Here is a 21,526-nt window from a genome sequence, read left to right as displayed (position 1 = left end):
TTATTAACTTACTTTTGGAATTCAAGGATTGCTTATTAATAGTAGCAGTGATTTAGGGAACATCAACTGGTTTTAATACGTTTTGTCTACGTCTAAATGGTGATGGTTTACGACTCCTGTTTTATGTGTTATATAATTAAAAGCGCAGGATTAGAAGTTATCAAGCTACCATTCGTTCACTTTATTCGCATCCATTTTTATGAATATAAATAGTAATATGGTAAACCCCCATAAACCGGAACCTCCGTATGAAAAGAAGGGCAGCGGAACTCCAATGGTTGGAAAAATGCCCACAACCATGGCAATATTTACAAAAAAGTGCATAAATAAAATCCCTGCAACACAATAACCATACACCCTACTGAATTTTGTTTTTTGCCTTTCAGCCAAATAGATTATTCTAAGTAGCAAACCAGCGAAAAGAGCTATAACAGCTAAAGAGCCAACAAATCCCCATTCTTCGCCTACTGTTGTAAAAATATAATCGGTATGCTGTTCTGGTACAAATCCTCCTTTAGTTTGCGTTCCTTCTAGGAATCCTTTTCCAAACCAACCGCCAGAGCCTATTGCAATTTCTGATTGATTAGTATTGTATCCAATACCTTTCATGTCCACAGTTTTGCCTAAAAGGATGTTGAATCGGTCCCTATGATGCTGTTTAAACACATTATCGAAGACATAGTCCACGGAGAAAACGAATCCTGAAATTAGCACGAAGAGAATACTGCTCAAAACGATATTTCTGTCTGCTAATCGAGATTTAAAGTGGACAATAATTATAACCGCTAATCCGATGAGAATGACATATTGAGGCTCTAAAACAAGCGTTAATACAAACAAAAAAATTGTTACAAAGCCAGTCCAAACATACCATGATGGAAGTCCTTCACGGTATAAAACAATGATAAATATACTATAGATTAATGCACTCCCTGGATCGGGTTGTGGTAAAATCAGCAAAACCGGTAATATTATGATGGCGAGAGCCTGCCATTGTCGAGCAACATCTTTTAGATTGATTTGGGTATCGCTTAAATATTTTGCCAAAGCTAATGCTGTTGCTGCTTTTGCAAATTCAGAAGGCTGTATTGTGAAACTCCCTATGGCATACCAACAACGCTGTCCTGCGATAGTTTTACCAAATAAAAATAAGCCTGCTAATGTTAATAAAGAAATTCCGAAAATTATACTGGCGTATTTCTCATAGAATTTTCCGTCAACTGATAGTACAACAAAAATTAAAGGAATGGTTAGTACGATGAAAATCAATTGTTTTTCATAAGTATCTTCCATAGATGATAGGGAAGACGAATAGATGTTTAGCCAACCTAAAATAACCAATAGCGCATAAATGATTATGCTTATCCAGTCAATATTATTTGTTACACTTTGGTTTTTCATTCGGATTAAATAGCTTGTTTTTTCTCTTTTGTAGAATCTATTTTTACTTTAGCAGTTGGAATCATTGTTTTCTTTTTTAGAAGAGAATCACTAATTCTTAATTGTAATTTGACTGCTTCTGAAAGTCCACCTAATTTAGCATATTGACTTTGCAAACTAGTTGCAAGAATTCTTTTTTCTAAATCAAGTCTTGTAATTTTTTGACGTAAGTACTTTTCAATCATCAAGCTGGCGATTGGTCCAGCGATTGTAGATCCAAAGCCTCCATTTTCAACCATAATGGCAATCGCGATTTTTGGATTGTCCTTTGGTGCAAAAGCCACAAATATAGAATGATCCTTTAATTGAACTCTTTGACCTCCTATTTTTGCGAAGTTTTCAGCAGTTCCTGTTTTACCGCAAATGTCAATTCCCTCTACTTTAAGAGCGCTTGCGGTACCCATATTATAAACATCAAAAAGGCCACTTATGATTGGTTTGAAATATTTTTTGTCAATCGTGGTTACATGTTTTGTTGTAAATTTTTTATCAATTGTATGCCCTTCGATTCTTTTTATGATATGAGGAGTATAGTAATATCCTTGATTAGCTACTGTTGCCATCATATTAGCCAGTTGAATTGGCGTCATCACAACCTCTCCTTGACCTATTGAATTTGAAATAATTGTGGTACTTCTCCAACCACCATTAGGATAAATTCTTTTGTATGTTTTAGAATCTGGTATTTTACCTCTTTTACCTGTTGGCAAATCGTATCCCATGAATTGTCCAAGCCCAAAGCTTCGAATGTGATTGCTCCATACATCAACCGCTTGAGCCGGTTTAGCATATTTATTTATGGTTTTCATATAAGCCGTAGCAAAATAGGAATTGCAGGACTCATAAATACCTCGGTGTAATTGTAGGGCGCCACCTCTGCAATGACAGCGCATGAATCGACCTCTAGCATAACTAAAGCCATGATTACAACTGACAGTGGTGTTCTCGTCAATTACTCCTTCCTGAAGAGCTACGAGACCAGTCAAAATTTTGAAAGGTGAGCCAGGAGGGTATTCCGCCAACAATCCTCTGTCGTATAAAGGTTTTGCGATAGAATCGCGGTATAATTCAGTGTAGTTTTTAGATCGTTGTCGTCCTACTAATATTCCTGGGTCATAAGAAGGAGCGGTTACAAGTGCTAATATCTCTCCAGTACTTGGTTCAATGGCAACAATTCCACCTCTTTTATTTATCATTAATTCTTCCCCATATTTTTGTAGTTCCGCATCTATCGTAAGATTAATGTCTTCACCTTGCACAGCAATAGTATCGTACTTCCCGTTCTTGTAGGAGCCGATTTCACGGTTGTATTTATCTTTTTGGATGTATTTCACTCCTTTTATGCCTCGCAAGAGATCTTCATAACTCTCCTCAACACCCTGCCTTCCTATCAAATCACCACTGTTGTAATAAGGGTTTTTATCTACTAATTTTTCATTCACCTGAGTGATAAATCCAAAAACATTAGCTCCAAAAGCCACTTCGTAATCCCTAAGAGAACGCTTTTGAACATAAAATCCTTCGTATTTTCGTATTTTTTCTTGAAATGCAGCAAATTCACTTTTGTTTAACTGAGATAAAAAAACGGACGGAAGACGCGGACTATATATTGTTGCCTTTTTTATGTTTTTTATAAAAGCTTCTTTGGTGATGTTTAATAATTGGCAAAATTCTAAAGTATCTATTTTTTTTACTTCTCGAGGGATTACCATGATGTCATAAGATGCCTGATTGGCTACTAATAACTTTCCTTTTCTGTCGTAGATGTAACCTCGTTCAGGGTACTCGTATTTTTTTTTAATAGCATTATTTTCCGACTTTAACTTTAAGGTATCGTCAACCACCTGCAAATAAAAAATTCGCATCACAAGTAGAGAAGTAGCAAGAATAATTAAAGAAGGCAATAAGACTTTTCTCATCTTTTATTTGGCTTAATAAGGTATATGATGATAATACATATAATAATGGTGAATACAGTGCTTAATAATGTGGTTATTAAGGTGTCTAGGATATACGACAATTGAAATGCTTCTAGTAAAAACAAGGTAAAGTGATGAATAACTACGGACAATAATATAAAAGAGAATCGTTGTGGTGTTAAAACATCATTCAATTTTATAGTTTGGTATTCGTAACTCAATCCGAAGGCAAACTTAAAAATTGAGGGTCTGAAATAGGCTAAAACTAAACACGCCGTTGCATGTGTTCCACCTGAATTACTAAAAAGATCCATAATGATTCCAAGTAAAAAACTGGCCGCCACTAAACCAGATTTATTGCCATTTACAGGGTACAATATGATGAATAAAATATAAGGAAATGGACTGATATAGCCCAAAAAATTCATGTTGTTAAATATGATAATCTGAATGGCTAATAACAGTATAAATCGGAAAATGTTGACTAACAAGGTGCTATTCATCTTTTTCTCTTTTTTCTAAATTAGTAATTTCGTCGCGATCTTTACTTTTTATTATATAAACATGGCCCAGATTGGTCATATCATTAAAAAGTTTAACATCCAAGGTGTAAAAGTTAGTTTGAGTATCTCTATATATCTTCGCTATTGTTCCAATGTTAATGTTTTCAGGAAAAATAACCGACTGCCCTCCAGTAACAATAGTGTCTCCAATCTTTATCAATGCCAATCTTGGAAGATCAGTCAACTGAACAAAACCCGTACTTTTTCCATTCCAGTTCAATGAACCAAAATGATTGGATTTTTTAATTTTGGCATTGATCTGAGTTCGTTTGTTCAAAATGCTGATCACAGTAGCGTATTTGGGAGAGGTGTTTTCTATAATACCTATAATCCCCAAGCTATTTACAACGCCCATGTCCGTTTTTACGCCTTGCAATTCGCCTGAATTTAACGTCAGGTAATTTTCATAAACATTATAAGAGTTGTGGATTACTTTAGAAACAATTATGTCTTCTAGCTTGACGCTTTTCAAACTGTCTAATTTTCGTACTGCAGTTGTATCTTCAGCATTAAAAAGGAGGCTTTTGAGTTTGGCATTTTCAAGTGCAAGTGCGTCATTTTGAGTTTTTAAATTTAAATACTCATTTAGATTATTTACTTTTTCATAGACACCGCCACTTAAAAAGTTTGCAGAACTTATAATTTTGCTTCTATGAAAGGAATGGGACTGAATCGTAAGAGATAACGATATCCCTAAAAGCAGCAAAAACAGTATTCTGTTACTGTTTTTAAAAATAAAATTAAATATTTGCTGCATTGTTTAAAATTAAATATTTTAAATAAATCAAAAGTTAAATTCTAAATCCCAGCAGTCCAATTTTCTGAACTATAGAGTGGAATTTAGAATTTAGTTTTTCTTATTTTATCAGGATACTTTTGAATTTCACGATGTTTTTAAGGGCCATACCAGTTCCTCTAACAACGGCTCTTAATGGATCTTCTGCTATGTAAACCGGTAAGTCTGTCTTTTGAGAAATTCTTTTGTCCAATCCTCTCAACATAGATCCTCCACCAGCAAGGTAAATACCTGTGTTGTAAATGTCTGCAGCTAATTCTGGAGGTGTTTGAGATAAGGTTTCCATTACGGCATCTTCAATACGTTGTATCGATTTGTCTAACGCTTTAGCAATTTCTCTATATGAAACTTCAACTTGTTTTGGTTTACCAGTAAGCAAATCTCTACCTTGAACCGACATGTCTTCAGGAGGAGTTTCTAAATCCTCTATTGCAGCACCAATTTGGATTTTTATTTTTTCGGCCGTAGTCTCTCCTACAAAAAGATTATGTTGGGTACGCATATAATATACAATGTCATTTGTAAAGACATCACCAGCGATTTTAACTGATTTGTCGCAAACAATTCCACCTAAAGCGATTACGGCAATTTCAGTTGTTCCACCGCCAATATCAACAATCATATTTCCCTTTGGCTGCATAATATCAATCCCAATACCAATAGCAGCTGCCATAGGTTCGTGGATCAAATATACTTCTTTGCCATTAACTCTTTCGCAAGACTCTTTTACGGCTCTCATCTCCACTTCAGTAATACCAGAAGGAATACAAACAACCATTCGCAATGCGGGTGTAAACATTCTTTTCTTTAAAGCGGGTATGCTTTTTATAAACAAGCTTATCATTTTTTCAGAAGCATCAAAATCAGCAATTACACCATCTTTTAAGGGTCTAATCGTCTTAATATTTTCATGTGTTTTACCCTGCATCATACTTGCTTCTTTACCTACAGCAATGATTTTGCCAGATACTCTATCTCTAGCAACTATAGATGGGCTGTCAATTACAACTTTATCATTATGTATGATTAAAGTATTAGCGGTACCAAGGTCTATCGCAATATCCTCGGTCATGAAATCAAAAAATCCCATAAGTTTTTTAAGGGTTAAAAGTTATAAATTTGTGACGGACAAAGTTAAACAAATTAATGTTTAAAATGACGAGTTCCAGTAAATACCATTGCAACTTTATTTTCGTTGCAATAATTAATGCTGAATTCATCTTTTATCGAGCCTCCTGGCTGAATTACAGCAGTTATTCCAGCTTTATGCGCTATTTCCACACAGTCTGGAAAAGGGAAAAAGGCATCGCTGGCCATCGACGCTCCGTGCAAGTCAAATCCAAAACTTTTAGCTTTTTCAATAGCCTGAAGCAAGGCGTCAACTCTAGAGGTTTGTCCAGTGCCTGAAGCAATAAGTGTGCCGTCTTTTGCAAAAACAATCGTATTGGATTTTGTGTTTTTGCAAATTTTAGAAGCAAATATTAAATCTTGAATTTCTTGTTCAGTAGGCGCAGTTGTAGTAACGGTTTTTAGTGCTTCTTTATTGTCAGTAATGTTATTTCTTTCCTGAATTAAGATTCCGTTTAAGCACGTTCGTACTTGTTTTTTAGGCAATGCAACCTCATTTTGTACTAATATAATTCGGTTTTTCTTTTCTTGTAAAATTGCGGTAGCTTCAGCATCATATTCTAGAGCAATTACAACTTCACAAAACAGTTTGTTTATTTCAGTAGCAGTTGCTACATCAATTTTAGTATTGGAAATCAAAACACCTCCAAAAGCTGAAGTTGGATCACAAGCCAATGCGGCTAGATATGCTTCATTAATGGTAGTTCTTGACGCTAATCCACAAGCATTATTGTGTTTTAATATGGCAAAAGTAGGGCCGTCATTTTTAAATTCATTGATCAAATTTACTGCAGCATCTACATCTAATAAATTGTTGTAGGACAGTTCTTTCCCGTGTAATTTCTTGAACATAGCTTCAAAATCACCAAAGAAAAATCCTTTTTGGTGGGGATTTTCTCCATATCTTAAAATTTGGCCATTTTCGATGCTTTCTTTATAAATGGTGTCGTCTGTGTTGAAGTAATTAAAAATAGCGGTATCATAATGAGAAGAAACATGAAATGCTTTTGTCGCCAATAGTTTTCTGTCTTCCAATGTCGTTGCGCCATTTTGCTCCGTAATCATATCTAGTAGTAAACTATATTGATCTACTGACGCTACGATGACAGTGTCTTTGAAATTTTTTGCAGCAGCACGAATTAACGAAATACCACCAATATCAATTTTTTCAATGATATCTGCTTCAGTTGCTCCTGAAGCAACCGTTTTTTCAAAAGGATATAAGTCAACGATAACCAAGTCAATTTGGGGAATGTTAAACTCTTGCATTTGCTGAACATCACTTTCATTATCTTGGCGATTTAATATTCCTCCAAAAACTTTCGGATGCAAGGTCTTGACTCTACCACCTAGAATCGAAGGGTAGGAAGTCACATCTTCTACTGGGATTACTGGAATCCCAAGGTTTTTTATAAAATCTTCTGTTCCACCGGTAGAATAAAGTGTAACATTTTGACTGTTTAGTTGTCTTACTATAGGTTCTAATCCCTCTTTTGAAAAAACAGAGATTAAGGCCGATTGAATTGTTTTAGTTGTGCTCATTATGTAGTTATAGTTATAAAATGCAAAAATAGTTTTTTAATGTCAAAATTAAGCCATTTGAAATTGAGATAATTATAATTTTTGTAGCTATTTCATTAGCGCGATTAAAATAACAGTGCAGCACGGTAAGGAAACGCTTTTTCATTAGGTTTTTGATTAATATTTATTGAATTTTACTTTAACACAAAACAGATTGTATGCTAGTTTACCTTCGATTATTAAAAGAGAGTTTTGGTTTTGCAATGAATGCATTGACAAATAACAAGTTAAGAACCTTGCTTTCTTTGTTAGGAGTTACAATAGGAATTTTTTCGATTATAGCAGTACTTGCTGCGGTAGATTCATTAGATAGAAAAATCTCCAAAGATTTGAGCGGTTTGGATAAAAACACCATTTATTTAATCAAGTTTTCTTTTGGTCCTTCTGAAATTCCACAATGGAAAAGAGAGCAATTTCCTAATGTTAAGTATGATGAATATACCTATATGAAAGGGAGTATGACTAATACAGATCAAATGGCCTATCAAATATTTACTAGGAGAGAGTCTATTAAATATGATTCAAAAACGGTAAGTGCGATTAATATTGTTCCGGTTTCTCATGAATTTATAGACATTCAGGGTCTTGAATTCGAAAAAGGGCGTTTTTACAATGAATCCGAAGCTAATTCGGGAGCTACGGTCATTGTTTTAGGGAATGAAATTGCAAAATCCTTGTTTGAAGATGCCGAGCCCATTGGGAAAAATGTACGTTTGTATGGAAAACGTTTCACAGTGATAGGGGTTCTCAAAAAAGAAGGCTCTGGTTTATTTGGAGATAGTAATGATACGTCCGCTTATATTCCGGTCAATTTTGTCCGACAATTGTACGGGGATAATAATACATCTTTAACCAATGTCATTATTTTCAAGCCAGAAAAAGGAGTTGATATGGAAGCTTATAAAGGGGAGATATCTCAAAAATTAAGAAGCTTTAGAGGTTTGAAAGCAGGGGAGATAGACAATTTTTTTATTAATGTGTTCTCCGGTTTTACCGATCTTATTGATGGTATTTTGGGGCAAATGAACCTTGTAGGATGGATTATTAGCGGTTTTTCATTACTTGTGGGTGGTTTTGGGATTGCTAATATTATGTTTGTTTCTGTAAAAGAACGAACCAATTTAATTGGGATCCAAAAATCATTAGGAGCTAAAAATCGATTTATTATGTTTCAATTTTTATTTGAAGCAGTAATCCTGTCCGTGATTGGGGGCGTAATTGGCCTTTTGTTGGTTTGGATTATCTCTGTTATTTTAACAAAAGTATTAGATTTCGAATTCGTTTTAGGGATGGGAAATATTATATTAGGAACTGGATTAGCCGCAATAATTGGATTGATCTCTGGAATTCTTCCTGCCATTGCAGCGTCTAAATTGGATCCTGTCGAAGCAATTAGAACTGGGATGTAAATTTAGAAATAGTACTTTCTAAAAGGTATATAAAAACGGCTTTCAAATTTATTTGAAAGCCGTTTTAATTTATAGCCTATTTGTTTTAACCAAAAAATCCCGATTGCTCGGGATTTTCATTTATCGAATAACGTTGTTTTGAATCAAGTCGATGTATAAGTTAATCTTATCTTTCAATTCTTTTCTTGGTGTTATAAAGTCTAAGAAACCATGTTCAAGTAAGAACTCAGCAGTCTGGAAACCTTCTGGTAAATCCTTACCGGTGGTGTCTCGTACTACTCTTGGTCCTGCAAATCCTATTAATGCGCCTGGTTCAGAGATGTTAATGTCTCCTAACATTGCATAGGAAGCAGTAGTTCCTCCTGTGGTTGGGTCCGTACAAAGTGAAATATAAGGAAGTTTAGCTTCAGCAAGTTGAGCCAGTTTTACAGATGTTTTAGCTAATTGCATCAACGAGTATGCTGCTTCCATCATTCGAGCTCCTCCTGATTTAGAAATCATTATAAAGGGCAACTTATTTGTAATAGCATGATCAATTCCACGTGCAATTTTTTCTCCTACAACAGCACCCATAGATCCACCAATGAAAGCAAAATCCATGCAGCAAATCACTACGTCTTTTCCTTTTGATTTTCCAACTCCAGTGCGCACGGCATCCTTCAGTTTGGTCTTCTCCATAACATCTTTTAGGCGATCTGCATATTTCTTGGTGTCGACAAAATGCAACGGATCTTTAGAAGTCATGTTTTTATCCAATTCAACAAATTCATTATTGTCAAATAAAATTTGGAAATATTCGGCACTTCCTATTCTAACGTGAAAACCATCTTCAGGACTTACAAATAAGTTACGCGCGAGTTCGTCGGCATCAATAATTTTTCCAGTAGGTGATTTGTACCAAAGTCCTTTTGGAATGTCCATTTTGTCTTCGGTAGCAGTGGTAATCCCTTTTTCTTTTCTTTTAAACCAAGCCATATTTTTGTAATTATAAGTTATAAGTTATGAGTTATGAGTTATAAGCTATAATCCATAACTCATAACTCAAAATTTATAACTTAAAGTGTATTCACGTTGTTCAAGTCAGCAAAAGCTTGCTCCAGTCTTGTATTGAAAGTGATTTCGCTTTCACGTAACCATTTTCTCGGATCGTAATGTTTTTTGTTTGGAGCATCAGCACCTTCTGGATTTCCAATTTGAGTCTTCAAATAGTCAATATTTTTTACCATATAGTTACGAATACCTTCCGTGAATGCAAATTGTAAATCAGTATCGATGTTCATTTTTATGACACCATAACTAATTCCTTCTCTGATTTCTTCTAAAGTAGAACCAGAACCACCATGGAAAACAAAATCTACTGGATTAGGTCCTGTATTGAATTTGTTTTGTACAAAATCTTGAGAATTCTTCAATATTTTTGGAGTCAATTTCACATTCCCAGGTTTGTAAACGCCGTGTACGTTTCCAAAAGCAGCAGCAATTGTAAATCGTGGGCTTATTTTAGAAAGTTCTTCGTATGCATAAGCAACTTCTTCTGGTTGTGTGTATAATTTTGAACTGTCAACATCAGAATTGTCAACGCCATCTTCCTCACCACCAGTGATACCAAGTTCAATTTCCAGTGTCATTCCCATCTTGCTCATTCGAGCTAAATATCCTTTACAGATTTCGATGTTTTCTTCAATTGGCTCCTCAGATAAATCAATCATGTGAGAAGAATAAAGCGGCTTTCCAGTCTTAGCAAAGTGTGCTTCTGATGCATCTAATAATCCGTCAATCCACGGTAATAATTTTTTTGCACAATGGTCAGTATGCAAGATTACGGTTGCTCCGTATGCTTCCGCCAAAGTATGAATGTGCAATGCTCCAGCAATTCCACCAGCGATTGCTGCTTTTTCACCTGCATTCGAAAGACCTTTTCCAGCGTTAAATTGTGCTCCTCCATTAGAAAATTGAATGATCACTGGCGCGTTTAATTTTGCTGCAGTTTCAAGAACTCCATTGATAGTATTTGATCCCGTAACGTTTACCGCCGGAAGCGCAAATCCTTTCTCTTTAGCATAATTAAAAATTTCTTGAACCTGATCTCCTGTAGCTACGCCTGGTTTTATGTTGTGTGCCATTGTACTTTTTTTAGTTATTTTTTTTAGTTTTTAGTTTTGCAAAAATAAGAATTAATTAGCATTAGAATGGATAATTTATTCCAAAATTTAAAACGGAGTTCGAAAAGTTGTATTCTCTAAACCATCTTTTGTTGGTTTCATTAGCTGGATTGTACGTTTTAAATCCTAAATCAAAGCGAATTACAAAAAAGCTCAAATCATACCGAATTCCAAATCCGGTTCCCAATGCCATATCTTTCAAGTCACTGAAGCTCGTAAAGGTGGACTTCTCATCTACTACATTATCCAACACGTTCCAGATGTTTCCAGCATCAGCAAAAATAGCCCCTTTTAAATTTCCTAAAAGTTTAAAGCGAAACTCTCCACTAATAGCTATCTTCATATTCGCTTCATTAAAATCATCCAAAGCACCGCTGCTGCCTGGGCCTAAACCGTAGGGTTGCCATGCGCGATTGTCATTAGATCCCCCGGAGAAGTAACTTCTGGAGAACGGAATATAATTAGAATTTCCAAACGGAATAGCAATTCCAAAAAAGGATCTGAAGGCTAGAATTTTTTCTTTCGATAAATCCCAATGCTTAATGTAGTCAAATTCTGTTTTTACATATTCTGAATATTCTAAATTGAATATTTCATAATTGCCATTAACGTTTTTCTTTTGATTTGTGGTTTTTGCAAAAGCAGATAAAATGGTTCCTGCAGATTCTATTTTGGTTTTGAAAAGATAAAAAGTATTGTCTGTTAAATCTTTTTTGGTTGTTTTTGAAAAAGTAAAACTAGTAGCTAGAATGAAGTCATTTTCTGTAAGTCGCAGTCTTCGTTCTTCAATACTTTTTACGGACTCGACATCAGCAGCTTCTAATGGTTTTAGAAAAGTTGCATTACCTGAAAGAACATCATTTGTAAAACCGCGTGTACCTTGCTCAATTAGTAAATCTTTATCGATGGCATTGTTGTAATAAGCAGTATTTGTATTGTATGCTTTGCTTATTTCATTCAAAGCATTATATGAAGAGCCGTAAACATTAAAATAATTTGTCGGATTTAAATTTCGTACAAACTGAGTATTAAAAAGATCAAATCGTGCTGTATGATTTATTTTTGGAGTCCAATTATAGGAAAGTGCTCCTGTAAAATTCTCTTTGTCTAATCCTATATTTCTTTGTTTTGCAAAACCAACGGTTATCAAAGTCGAGGGAATCATACTCTTAGCAATGATTTTATCGGTATTAAACGGCATAAAAATTCTTGGAATATTTAGTTTTAAATCCAAACCATATTCTGAAACATTGAAGAAGTTATTTTTTGGATTTGCCAAATCTTTCGAAGCACCAATGTTACCACGCGCTGCAATTTCTAAAGTTTCAGCGCCATTAAATACATTGCGGATCGTCTCCGATACACTTAGTCCAACACCAAAATCCTGAATGTTAGAATGTGTTACGTCCAGCGTAGTTCCAAAACTGTATTTTTTTCTTGGAGTCAAATATACTTTGGCAATTAATGACTGCGCGGTGGTGTCTCTTTTGTCAACTTCGTATTGTATCGACGGATAATTGAAAATTTTAAGATTATTCAAATAGCGCGTTGTTAAAACGGTTTTATTGTCTGCGTACAATCCACCCTTGGTGATAAAAATAGCATTAGTAATAGCTTTTGGTTTGTATTTTAACTTTTCCTGACTGTACAAATTAAAGTTTTTATAAGTGGTGCTATCTTTAATATTCAAGGTGTTTAAGCTTGGAGAATAATCAGTGTATATATTTACATCGCTTATTTTGTATATTTTAAAAGGAGCTGTTTTAGTAGAATCACCGTCTTGATAAGAGTAATTAGCGATCATCAAAGTGATATTTGCCTGATTCACTTTTTTTATAGTATCAATATCAAAAGTTACATAATTTGGCTGAAAGTTGTAAACGCCATTATTTCTGAAATTTGTGGTGATGCGATTTTTTTCGTTGTCAAAATCTTCTGTTTTATATTGTTTGCCTGATTTTACAAAGGTGTTAAATTTATTTATTTGATACAAAGAATCTAAAACCGGGGTTGCAATAGTGGCTCTTAAGGAATCTATAAAAAAAGCATTTCCGGACGTTATGGCATATTTGATCTTCGCCTTTTTAAGCTTCAAAGTATCTATTGCGTATGCAGCTTGTACATTAAAAAAACCATTGTTGAAATAGTAGTATTTCAAACGGAGTATTGATTTGTCTGCTCTTTCCTTGTCTATAATAATTGGGGGTTCGCCAGTTCTTCTCAAAAAATCGTGAATTCCGTGGTACCAGAATGATTTGCCTAAGCGGTTGACCTGCTTCTCTGACAACCATTTTGATTTCCTTTTATATTTTTCAGGATTATTTGTAAACTTAGCTTGATAGGTTGAATCAGGATTCAGGTTGGCAAGATTATAAAGATTTAAACGCAAGCGATATCCCAGTAAAGTGCTATTAGGTTTCTGGTACAGTTGATTAAAAACATTTTCATCTTTAATTACTTTGCCATTTACTGTAATTTCGTTTTTTGTAAGCAGTAGTTTTCCTTTCGGAACTCTTTTTACAGCGTTACATGCACAAATAAGTATTGCAATTACGATAAATGCAGTTATTTTTGTATAAATTTTTTTCAAGTGTTCTAAAATATTTAATTCAAAAGTACATTATTTTATGGTTAGTAAAAACCAAATAAAGCTTATAACGAGTTTGCAGCAAAAAAAATATAGAATTGCCAATAAATTATTTTTTGCCGAAGGTGTAAAAGGAATTCAGGAGCTTTTGGATTCTAATTTTGAGTTGGAACATTTGTATACTACACAAAATGATTTTGACCAAGTATTCAACGAAAAAAAAACGATTATTACTGAAAATGATTTGAGAAAAATAAGTGCGTTGGCAACACCTAATTCGTGTTTGGCTCTTTTTAAAATTCCTTTGGAAAAACCAATAGTGCAAACTGGTTTAATCGTAGCGCTTGACTCGATTAGGGATCCTGGAAATTTAGGAACCATATTACGCTTGTGTGACTGGTTTGGTATTCAGCAGGTTTTATGTTCAAACGAAACAGTAGACTTATTTAATCCAAAAGTGGTTCAGGCCACTATGGGCTCTATCGCTAGAGTCAATGTGAATTATATTAATTTGGATGTTTTTTTGACGCAGACAACAATGCCAATTTTTGGAACTTTTATGGATGGAACCAATATTTATCAGTCGGTCTTGCCAGAGCAAGGAATCATAATTATGGGTAATGAAGCCAATGGAATTTCTGCTTCACTTGAAAAATTGGTTCAAAATCGCCTTACCATACCTCGTTTTGGGGATCTTCAAAAAACAGAAAGTTTGAATGTAGCAACCGCAACGGCCATTGTCCTAAGTGAATTTCGTCGCGCTTAGTTGATTTCGTTGAAACGAATGCTTTGCTAATCTACTAGAATTGACTTTCTAGTGGAAAGAAAAGTTGATAAATACTGCTCTAGTTTTTAGTGACTCGATGTTTCCTGTCCATGGGCTGTTAGGGTCGTTGTCGCGAATTAATTCATCACTGATACCAAAAACACCTTTTATTGAAGGTGAAAATATAAAGTACTCTGAGAAAAGATCAATTCCAAAACCCAACTCGTAGTTAGTTGTCCATGATTTTACACGAAAACGTTGCTGCAAATTATCATCCATTATTTTTGCATTGCTGGATAAATTTAAAGTAGCAGACAATCCTCCCAATGCGTAAGGACGGATATTTCCAGTTCTAAGCGAGGAGAGTTTCAATAATAAGGGGAAATGGATGTACGTGCTGTTAACCTCTCTTAACGCATCTCCACTATTGGCAAAATTCGGATAATTTAAATCCCTTTTGGTATAGTACAGTCCAGGTTCAAATCGCAAGTTAATGTATTCCTGTAATTTTAAATCACCTATAATTCCTACATTGAAACCGGTTGTTTTTGTGACCAAAATATCAGGCGATTCTGTTTTATAATCAATCTTAAAATCATAAGAATTGAATCCCAAGTAAAAACCATAATACACTCTTTTTTTTTGAAAATTCTCCAAATTAATAATTGGATATCTACTAAAGATGTTTTTAGACCTTTGAGCATATCCATTTAGAATACAGGCAAAAAAGAGTAAGGCAAATATTTTTCTCATGTTTATGCTAAAATCTTCAGTATTATTTTTTTGTAGCGGAATAAATAGTAGCTACGCCAAAAGTTTGAGGTAACGCCACAACATCTATAAACCCAATTTTTCTTAAAATATTGTTTAAAGCCTCGCCATAAGGAAAAGCCGCCGCAGATTCTGATAAATATCCGTAAGCAACGTCATCCTTAGAAAATAATTTTCCAATTATAGGTAAAATGTTTTTGCTATAAAATTTGTAGCCCTGTTTGTAAGGAGTTTTATCGGGTACTGAAGTTTCTAGAATCACAAAAACACCATTTGGTTTTAACACCCTTAAGATCTCGGCTAATCCTTTCTCTAATGTCTCAAAATTACGAACACCAAAAGCAACTGTGATGGCATCAAAGTAGTTGTCTTCAAAAGACATGTTTTCGGAGTCGCCAAGAACCATTTCAATAGTAGACGATAGCTTTTTTTGATCAATTTTTTTCCTGCCTACGTCCAGCATTCCAGCAGAAATATCTAAACCAATTATTCTTTCGGCTTTAGTTTGCGCCATTAAAATGGCTAAATCTCCCGTTCCGGTTGCAATATCCAAAATTATTTTTGGATTGGATTTAGAGACCATTTGCAATACTTTTTTTCTCCATTTTAGGTCTATTCCAAAAGAGATGACACGATTTAAATTGTCATAATTTCCAGAAATAGTGTCAAACATTTGAGCAACTTGTTCTTTTTTGCCTAAGGCAGAATCTTTATAGGGAGTTATCTTTTCGGACATCTTTTTTAGTTTGTACAAATATAGGATAAACTTGATGAACTTAAAATGAGTTTCAAAAATTAGAATCAAGTTTTTTTTTACTCTTTTTTCAGGTTTTATGGAGCTTTAGTTGGCAAATTAAAAAAAATGGTTTTTATCGAAATATCACTAAAAGTGGGTATTGTAACTCTAGTTTTTATTAATCAATTTTGGTGTTTAAGAAAGTAACCATATTATATGATTAAAAAAGAGTCGATGAGCCAAATCAAATGGATATTTTTAGCGCTACTTATCTCATTTGTTCTTGTAAGCTGTTTTGAAAGTACTGTTTTACAAAGCAGTATTGTATTTAAAGCGCAACATACGTTCTTAGGATTAAATTTGTTTTTGGAAATTTTAATTTTTTTCGTCTTTAGTACTTTCGTGGTATTTGGTATTAAAGGCTTTTTTGAGATGTATTCTCAAAAAACATCAAATATTATAATCTCCATCTCTGGAGCATTATTAGTGTTTGTAATTTTTATTTTATGTTATCAAATACTCTTCCAAGACTAGGTCATTTCTTTAAATCAATGGTTAAAAAAAAACATCCCGTAAAAAGGATGTTTTTTTATTTTATTTTCTAATGAAAGTGAGGTAGGTATATTCATACTTATGCTTTTCGTCTTTTTTATTAAACTCGGAGGCTTCAAGTTTCCATTCTGCATCAATAATTTCAGGAAAAAAAGCATCAGCTTCAAAACTTGCATGGACTCTTGTAAGTTCTATTTTATCAGCATAAGGAAGTCCTATCGTGTAAATTTCGCCACCTCCTATAATAAATGAATCTTGGTCTTGAGGGCAGGCGCTCAGTGCTTTTTCAATACTATCAACAACTATGCAGCCTGGGGCTTGATAGTCTTTTTGCCTTGTGATAATAATATGCGTTCGGTCTGGTAATGGTTTTTGGAGGCTTTCAAACGTCCTGCGTCCCATTATGATATAATGGCCGGATGTGAGTTGTCTAAATCTTTTATAATCGTTTGGCAGGTGCCAGACTATTTTATTATCTTTTCCTAATGCGTTATTCTCGGCAGCTGCCGCAATCATTATAATCATAGTTTTGTACTATTATTAGGTTCGTCGTTTTCGATCTGAATCTGTAATTGTTCTACTTTCTTTTTCTGTAAAGCGACAAGGCGATCTATTTGTTCTCTTTCCCAGTCTTTATTCATAAATCGATCGGTGATGAAAATTTTGATGAAATGCAGTATAAACAAGAACAACCAGAATGTAATTATCCAAAGATACCAATCAGAAACTACGGTGCTGTTCAGAAAGTTGTGTCCAAGAAATAGCAATAAACTTCCTAAAACGAAAACGACAAAATGAAAATACAGTCGTTTTTTTTGTTTTATTCTTCTCCTAGCATATTCATATTGTTCGTGTACTTCTTTTTCCATCGATCTTATTTTAGTTTATAAAGATAAAATTTATTTTGGAAAGTCGCTATTTTGGCTCTGTATTATTTTGTGAGAAAACGTTTTCTGATTTTTGAATTGTAATTTAAATCCCTTTAAATTCTCAAATTATTTATAAATTAACATAGTTTAAGGTATTCCATTAAATCTTCTTGAAGGCTATTGTAACTTCAATATGTTTCATTTACTTTGTTTCAGAAACCTATAAATGAAAGAGTTATGTCAATTAAAAAACAATTTGTAAAAACAAAGCCCGTTTGTAAAGTTACTTTTTCAGTAAAAGCAGAAGGGGCAAATCAAGCTTCCGTTATTGGCGATTTCAACAATTGGAATGAAACTGAAGGTGTTCTTAGTAAATTAAAAAACGGAACTTTTAAAGGAGTTTTTGATTTAGATAAAGATGCTGCTTATGAATTTAAATACCTAATTGATGGTGCCTTTGTTAATGAGCCTTAAGCCGATTCTTTTAAATGGAATGCGTTTGCAGGAAATGAAAACGGTGTTTTAGTAGTTTAACTAAAACACCGTTTTATTTGTTATATTATACTGCAACACTGCCTTTTATTGGAGGATGTGGGTCATAACCTTCTAGTGTGAAGTCTTCATAATCAAAGGCGAAGATGTCTTTTATATTGGGATTCAAAATCATTTTTGGCAACGGTTTTGGTTCACGGGACAATTGCAATTCAAGTTGTTCAAAATGATTGTTGTAAATGTGTGCGTCACCAAAAGTGTGAATGAATTCGCCGGGCTGTAAGTCACAAACCTGTGCAATCATCATCGTGAGTAATGCGTACGAAGCAATATTAAAAGGAACGCCTAAGAAAATATCAGCACTTCTCTGGTACAATTGACAGGATAATTTACCGTCCGACACATAAAACTGAAAGAAGGCGTGACAAGGAGGCAAAGCGGCTTTATTGTTAGCTACATTCTCATTAAATGATTTTGTAGTGTCCGGAAGAACCGAAGGATTCCATGCCGAAACCAACATTCTGCGACTGTTAGGGTTGGTTTTTAGTTCATTAATTAAATCCGTGATTTGGTCAATTTCTTCACTATTCCAGTTGCGCCATTGGTGACCATAAACAGGTCCTAATTCGCCATTGGCATCAGCCCAAGCATCCCAAATTTTAACGCTGTTTTCTTGAAGGTATTTAATATTGGTATCGCCTTTTAAAAACCAAAGCAATTCATAAATAATAGATTTTAAGTGCAATTTTTTTGTGGTAACCATTGGAAAACCTTCGTTCAAATCAAAACGCATTTGGTATCCAAAGACACTTTTTGTTCCCGTTCCGGTACGATCTCCTTTTTGGCAACCGTTTTCCATAACGTGTTGCACTAAATCTAAATATTGCTTCATTTTTGGTGGATTCGGTGATTTTTTAATTATTTACAATTAAATTGACTAATAACCGTAGTAACGATTTACGATTCTCTCTTCGAAATTTCATCTCTAATCTTAGCGGCTTTCTCATAATCTTCATGGGAAACGGCCTGATCCAGTAATTCATTCAATTCCTGTAAACTGTGTTTCGAATAGGTTTCTCCAGACTGATTGCTTTCTTCTTCTCGTCCAAAAGTGTCCGGATTAGAAAGTACATCGTCAATTTCTTGCGAGTCTTTATTAGGGTCTAAAGGATTTGCTTTTAAATAAATCCCGGCTTTGTCCAAGATGTTTTTGTACGTAAAAATGGGAGCATTGAAGCGCAACGCGAGCGCAATAGCATCGGAAGTTCTAGCATCAATAATCTCTTCAATTTTATCTCTTTCGCAAATGATACTGGAATAGAAAACACCGTCTACTAATTTATGAATAATGACTTGTTTGACTATGATATCAAAACGTTCTGCGAAGTTTTTGAACAAATCATGAGTCAAAGGACGTGGTGGTTTTATTTCTTTTTCCAAGGCAATGGCGATGGATTGAGCTTCAAAAGCACCAATGACAATGGGTAATTTTCTTTCACCATCAACCTCATTCAAAATCAAAGCGTAGGCTCCGTTTTGAGTTTGACTGTATGAAATTCCTTTTATAGATAATTTGACTAAGCTCATAATTGTTTTGATGGAAAAGTACAACGTACTTTTTTTTAATAAAAAGTAAGTGGCATTTTGAGTAAAAAAAATGCTACTTAAAAGCAAAGATACAAATATCTTGATTTAAGTAGCATTTTAAATAATGTAATGATTTATTTTCCTTATTAATTCTGAGCTTTGAAAGCTTTGAATTTTTCAATTAATTGTGGAACAATTTCAAACGCATCTCCTACAATTCCGTAGTCAGCCACTTTGAAAAATGGTGCTTCTGGATCGCTGTTGATAACCACTTTTACTTTAGAGGAGTTGATTCCTGCAATGTGTTGTATTGCTCCAGAAATTCCAATTGCAATATAAAGGTTTGTCGCTACCGGTTTCCCAGTTTGTCCTACGTGTTCTCCGTGAGGTCTCCATCCTAAATCAGAAACTGGTTTTGAACAAGCCGTTGCAGCTCCAAGAACTGTAGCTAATTCCTCTACCATTCCCCAATTTTCTGGACCTTTTAATCCACGACCAGCCGAAACTACAATATCAGCATCAGCTATGGAAACTTTTCCTGAAACTTTTTCAACCGATTCTACTTTTACACCAAAATCATTATCTCCAATGGTTGGGTTAAAATCCTCCTCCGTTAATGTTGAAGGTGTTTCAAAAATTCCATAAGAGTTTTTAGCAAGTCCAAGTACTTTTACTTCTGTTGCGATTTCAGTAATATTGAATGCTTTGTTGGAGAACGCCGTTCTTTTTACCTGAAAAGGAGCAGTTGAAAGTGGTAATCCAACCACATTTGATGCATATCCAGCTTCTAAAGCTACTGAAACAAGTGACGAAAGGTAAATACTATCCGTTGTAGATGAAAGCAAAACTAATTTTACGTTTTCTTTTTCTGCGGCTTGTTTGATGACATCAGCGTAAGCTTTTGCTGTAAATCCTGATAATTTATCGTTGTTTACTTTTAAAACTTTGTCTACTCCATATTTTGATAATTCCGAAACATCTCCTGCATTTACCGTTACAGCAGTAACCGTTGTTCCTAACGTTTCAGCTACTTTTTTCGCATAAGAAGCTAGTTCGAATGCTACTTTCTTGAATTTTCCTTCTGCGTATTCCGCGTATATTAATATTGACATGATGTATTTGTTTAAAGTTTAAAATTTCAGGTTTAAAGTTCGTCTCTCAACACTGAATATTCTAAACAAGTTACTAAATTACTTTCGCTTCGTTATGTAATAAATTGATCAATTCATCTAAATTATCAGCTGAAATTAATTTTACAGCTGTTTTAGGAGTTGGTTTTTCAAATTTGACTGCTTTTGTATTTACATCAGCGTCTACTGGCTCTAGAATGGTCAGGACTTTAGATCTTGCCGTCATAATTCCTCTCATATTTGGAATTCGCAAGTCTTTTTCTTCTACCAATCCTTTTTGTCCACCAATAATTAATGGTAAAGTAGTGGCAACAGTTTCTTTTCCACCGTCAATTTCACGAACTGCTTTTACATTTGTTCCATCAACAGTTAGACTCGTACAAGAATTAAGGAAATTGTATCCTAAGATTCCGGCTATCATTCCAGGAACCATTCCGCCATTATAGTCTAGAGATTCTTTTCCAGCTATAATTACATCGTAACCTCCGTTTTTAATGACTTCAGCAAGTTGTTTGGCAACGAAAAATCCATCAGTAGGCGTTGCGTTCACACGAATGGCTTCGTTAGCACCTATAGCTAATGCTTTTCTTAAAGTAGGTTCGGTTTCTGGTCCTCCAACATTCACAACAGTTACCGTTGCGCCTTGTTGTTCTTGAAACCAAATCGCACGTGTCAATCCAAATTCATCATTTGGGTTAATTACGTATTGTACGCCAGTGGTATCAAATTCAGAATCACCATTGACAAAGTTAATTTTTGAAGTAGTATCAGGAACGTGACTGATGCAAACTAATATTTTCATAAGTATATATTTTAGTATTCTTAATTTCTTTTACAAATTTAAAATATTAATTTGAATAATATACTATGCATGCATAATATTTTTTGGTAACTACTACGTTTTCGTAGCATTACAGTTTAAATTTGATATTTAGAAGATAGTTGTTTTGACCCCTATAAAACAAGAGTATTATTCTAAATTTCGATTTTTAATTACGCTGTTAATTTTTTCATCATTATTAAGTGTTTATCAGAGTT

Annotated in this window: 20 protein-coding genes; 3 read left to right on the top strand and 17 right to left on the bottom strand. The window is 34.3% G+C overall.

Annotated features, from left to right (window positions below; all coding sequences use genetic code 11):
• Window positions 1-165: 165 nt before the first annotated feature.
• The 6 genes from rodA to purH all read right to left on the bottom strand — a co-directional run bounded on the left by rodA (window position 166) and on the right by purH (window position 7,388).
• Window positions 166-1,401 (bottom strand): rod shape-determining protein RodA, encoded by a 1,236-nt coding sequence (gene rodA, locus IWX83_RS09575; protein WP_073352763.1) that lies wholly within the window; start codon window positions 1,399-1,401, stop codon window positions 166-168.
• A 5-nt stretch (window positions 1,402-1,406) separates the two neighbouring features.
• A complete protein-coding gene (mrdA, locus tag IWX83_RS09570) occupies window positions 1,407-3,359 on the bottom strand; it encodes a penicillin-binding protein 2 (RefSeq protein ID WP_073352762.1) in 1,953 nt (650 codons plus the stop codon).
• On the bottom strand, window positions 3,356-3,862 hold the full coding sequence (gene mreD, locus IWX83_RS09565) for a rod shape-determining protein MreD (protein ID WP_066083022.1): 507 nt from the start codon (window positions 3,860-3,862) through the stop codon (window positions 3,356-3,358). Before mreD ends, mrdA begins: the two co-directional genes overlap by 4 nt.
• Complete coding sequence (mreC, locus tag IWX83_RS09560; RefSeq protein ID WP_073352761.1) at window positions 3,855-4,679, bottom strand: rod shape-determining protein MreC; 825 nt, start codon at window positions 4,677-4,679, stop codon at window positions 3,855-3,857. The genes mreD and mreC overlap by 8 nt, the downstream gene beginning before the upstream one ends.
• Before the next feature lie 100 nt (window positions 4,680-4,779).
• Complete coding sequence (locus IWX83_RS09555; protein ID WP_066083017.1) at window positions 4,780-5,808, bottom strand: rod shape-determining protein; 1,029 nt, start codon at window positions 5,806-5,808, stop codon at window positions 4,780-4,782.
• A gap of 53 nt (window positions 5,809-5,861) precedes the next feature.
• Window positions 5,862-7,388, bottom strand: a complete 1,527-nt coding sequence (gene purH, locus IWX83_RS09550; RefSeq protein WP_196829285.1) for a bifunctional phosphoribosylaminoimidazolecarboxamide formyltransferase/IMP cyclohydrolase — start codon at window positions 7,386-7,388, stop codon at window positions 5,862-5,864.
• Window positions 7,389-7,585: 197 nt separating this feature from the next.
• Here purH and IWX83_RS09545 point away from each other — a divergent pair, with 197 nt between their 5' ends.
• The gene (locus IWX83_RS09545) at window positions 7,586-8,836 is read left to right on the top strand and encodes an ABC transporter permease (RefSeq protein WP_196829284.1); all 1,251 of its coding nucleotides are present in this window, start codon (window positions 7,586-7,588) and stop codon (window positions 8,834-8,836) included.
• A 120-nt stretch (window positions 8,837-8,956) separates the two neighbouring features.
• Here the strand turns inward: IWX83_RS09545 and accD are convergent, their stop codons facing one another.
• The 3 genes from accD to IWX83_RS09530 form a co-directional block, all read right to left on the bottom strand.
• Complete coding sequence (accD, locus tag IWX83_RS09540) at window positions 8,957-9,811, bottom strand: acetyl-CoA carboxylase, carboxyltransferase subunit beta (protein ID WP_196829282.1); 855 nt, start codon at window positions 9,809-9,811, stop codon at window positions 8,957-8,959.
• 80 nt (window positions 9,812-9,891) lie between these two features.
• Window positions 9,892-10,959: a class II fructose-bisphosphate aldolase gene (gene fbaA, locus IWX83_RS09535; protein ID WP_196829280.1), complete on the bottom strand. Its 1,068-nt coding sequence runs from the start codon at window positions 10,957-10,959 to the stop codon at window positions 9,892-9,894.
• A gap of 61 nt (window positions 10,960-11,020) precedes the next feature.
• Window positions 11,021-13,588, bottom strand: a complete 2,568-nt coding sequence (locus tag IWX83_RS09530; RefSeq protein ID WP_196829278.1) for a BamA/TamA family outer membrane protein — start codon at window positions 13,586-13,588, stop codon at window positions 11,021-11,023.
• A gap of 37 nt (window positions 13,589-13,625) precedes the next feature.
• Between IWX83_RS09530 and IWX83_RS09525 the strand changes: the two genes are divergently transcribed.
• Window positions 13,626-14,351, top strand: coding sequence for an RNA methyltransferase (locus IWX83_RS09525; RefSeq protein ID WP_196829276.1), 726 nt, complete (start codon window positions 13,626-13,628; stop codon window positions 14,349-14,351).
• Between the two features lie 48 nt (window positions 14,352-14,399).
• Here the strand turns inward: IWX83_RS09525 and IWX83_RS09520 are convergent, their stop codons facing one another.
• The 4 genes from IWX83_RS09520 to IWX83_RS09505 form a co-directional block, all read right to left on the bottom strand.
• The gene (locus IWX83_RS09520; RefSeq protein ID WP_196829274.1) at window positions 14,400-15,104 is read right to left on the bottom strand and encodes a porin family protein; all 705 of its coding nucleotides are present in this window, start codon (window positions 15,102-15,104) and stop codon (window positions 14,400-14,402) included.
• A gap of 22 nt (window positions 15,105-15,126) precedes the next feature.
• Window positions 15,127-15,858: a bifunctional demethylmenaquinone methyltransferase/2-methoxy-6-polyprenyl-1,4-benzoquinol methylase UbiE gene (ubiE, locus tag IWX83_RS09515; protein ID WP_073352754.1), complete on the bottom strand. Its 732-nt coding sequence runs from the start codon at window positions 15,856-15,858 to the stop codon at window positions 15,127-15,129.
• Between the two features lie 594 nt (window positions 15,859-16,452).
• Window positions 16,453-16,935 (bottom strand): dihydrofolate reductase, encoded by a 483-nt coding sequence (locus tag IWX83_RS09510; RefSeq protein WP_073352753.1) that lies wholly within the window; start codon window positions 16,933-16,935, stop codon window positions 16,453-16,455.
• Complete coding sequence (locus IWX83_RS09505) at window positions 16,932-17,279, bottom strand: 2TM domain-containing protein (protein WP_066083002.1); 348 nt, start codon at window positions 17,277-17,279, stop codon at window positions 16,932-16,934. Before IWX83_RS09505 ends, IWX83_RS09510 begins: the two co-directional genes overlap by 4 nt.
• Before the next feature lie 237 nt (window positions 17,280-17,516).
• On the opposite strand from IWX83_RS09505, the gene IWX83_RS09500 reads away from it, so the two are divergent.
• Window positions 17,517-17,753: an isoamylase early set domain-containing protein gene (locus IWX83_RS09500; RefSeq protein ID WP_196829272.1), complete on the top strand. Its 237-nt coding sequence runs from the start codon at window positions 17,517-17,519 to the stop codon at window positions 17,751-17,753.
• A gap of 85 nt (window positions 17,754-17,838) precedes the next feature.
• Here IWX83_RS09500 and IWX83_RS09495 read toward each other — a convergent pair whose 3' ends face one another.
• The 4 genes from IWX83_RS09495 to IWX83_RS09480 form a co-directional block, all read right to left on the bottom strand.
• Window positions 17,839-18,663, bottom strand: coding sequence for a thymidylate synthase (locus IWX83_RS09495; RefSeq protein WP_196829271.1), 825 nt, complete (start codon window positions 18,661-18,663; stop codon window positions 17,839-17,841).
• A 65-nt stretch (window positions 18,664-18,728) separates the two neighbouring features.
• Window positions 18,729-19,358, bottom strand: a complete 630-nt coding sequence (locus IWX83_RS09490; protein ID WP_073352816.1) for a bifunctional nuclease family protein — start codon at window positions 19,356-19,358, stop codon at window positions 18,729-18,731.
• Window positions 19,359-19,504: 146 nt separating this feature from the next.
• A complete protein-coding gene (locus IWX83_RS09485) occupies window positions 19,505-20,470 on the bottom strand; it encodes an electron transfer flavoprotein subunit alpha/FixB family protein (protein ID WP_073352750.1) in 966 nt (321 codons plus the stop codon).
• 73 nt (window positions 20,471-20,543) lie between these two features.
• Window positions 20,544-21,290, bottom strand: a complete 747-nt coding sequence (locus tag IWX83_RS09480) for an electron transfer flavoprotein subunit beta/FixA family protein (protein ID WP_196829269.1) — start codon at window positions 21,288-21,290, stop codon at window positions 20,544-20,546.
• Between the last annotated feature and the right edge of the window lie 236 nt (window positions 21,291-21,526).

Origin of the sequence: Flavobacterium sp. CG_9.1, from assembly GCF_015751645.1 — a bacterium.
Classification (GTDB): Bacteria; Bacteroidota; Bacteroidia; order Flavobacteriales; family Flavobacteriaceae; genus Flavobacterium; species Flavobacterium xanthum.
This window is presented reverse-complemented; position numbering and strand designations above follow the sequence as displayed.

Bases quoted from the DNA above. Each gene is read 5' to 3' on its own strand.
- rodA (WP_073352763.1), bottom strand. From the start codon at position 1,401: ATGAAAAACCAAAGTGTAACAAATAATATTGACTGGATAAGCATAATC.
- mrdA (WP_073352762.1), bottom strand. From the start codon at position 3,359: ATGAGAAAAGTCTTATTGCCTTCTTTAATTATTCTTGCTACTTCTCTA.
- mreD (WP_066083022.1), bottom strand. From the start codon at position 3,862: ATGAATAGCACCTTGTTAGTCAACATTTTCCGATTTATACTGTTATTA.
- mreC (WP_073352761.1), bottom strand. From the start codon at position 4,679: ATGCAGCAAATATTTAATTTTATTTTTAAAAACAGTAACAGAATACTG.
- IWX83_RS09555 (WP_066083017.1), bottom strand. From the start codon at position 5,808: ATGGGATTTTTTGATTTCATGACCGAGGATATTGCGATAGACCTTGGT.
- purH (WP_196829285.1), bottom strand. From the start codon at position 7,388: ATGAGCACAACTAAAACAATTCAATCGGCCTTAATCTCTGTTTTTTCA.
- IWX83_RS09545 (WP_196829284.1), top strand. From the start codon at position 7,586: ATGCTAGTTTACCTTCGATTATTAAAAGAGAGTTTTGGTTTTGCAATG.
- accD (WP_196829282.1), bottom strand. From the start codon at position 9,811: ATGGCTTGGTTTAAAAGAAAAGAAAAAGGGATTACCACTGCTACCGAA.
- fbaA (WP_196829280.1), bottom strand. From the start codon at position 10,959: ATGGCACACAACATAAAACCAGGCGTAGCTACAGGAGATCAGGTTCAA.
- IWX83_RS09525 (WP_196829276.1), top strand. From the start codon at position 13,626: ATGGTTAGTAAAAACCAAATAAAGCTTATAACGAGTTTGCAGCAAAAA.
- IWX83_RS09520 (WP_196829274.1), bottom strand. From the start codon at position 15,104: ATGAGAAAAATATTTGCCTTACTCTTTTTTGCCTGTATTCTAAATGGA.
- ubiE (WP_073352754.1), bottom strand. From the start codon at position 15,858: ATGTCCGAAAAGATAACTCCCTATAAAGATTCTGCCTTAGGCAAAAAA.
- IWX83_RS09510 (WP_073352753.1), bottom strand. From the start codon at position 16,935: ATGATTATAATGATTGCGGCAGCTGCCGAGAATAACGCATTAGGAAAA.
- IWX83_RS09505 (WP_066083002.1), bottom strand. From the start codon at position 17,279: ATGGAAAAAGAAGTACACGAACAATATGAATATGCTAGGAGAAGAATA.
- IWX83_RS09500 (WP_196829272.1), top strand. From the start codon at position 17,517: ATGTCAATTAAAAAACAATTTGTAAAAACAAAGCCCGTTTGTAAAGTT.
- IWX83_RS09495 (WP_196829271.1), bottom strand. From the start codon at position 18,663: ATGAAGCAATATTTAGATTTAGTGCAACACGTTATGGAAAACGGTTGC.
- IWX83_RS09490 (WP_073352816.1), bottom strand. From the start codon at position 19,358: ATGAGCTTAGTCAAATTATCTATAAAAGGAATTTCATACAGTCAAACT.
- IWX83_RS09485 (WP_073352750.1), bottom strand. From the start codon at position 20,470: ATGTCAATATTAATATACGCGGAATACGCAGAAGGAAAATTCAAGAAA.
- IWX83_RS09480 (WP_196829269.1), bottom strand. From the start codon at position 21,290: ATGAAAATATTAGTTTGCATCAGTCACGTTCCTGATACTACTTCAAAA.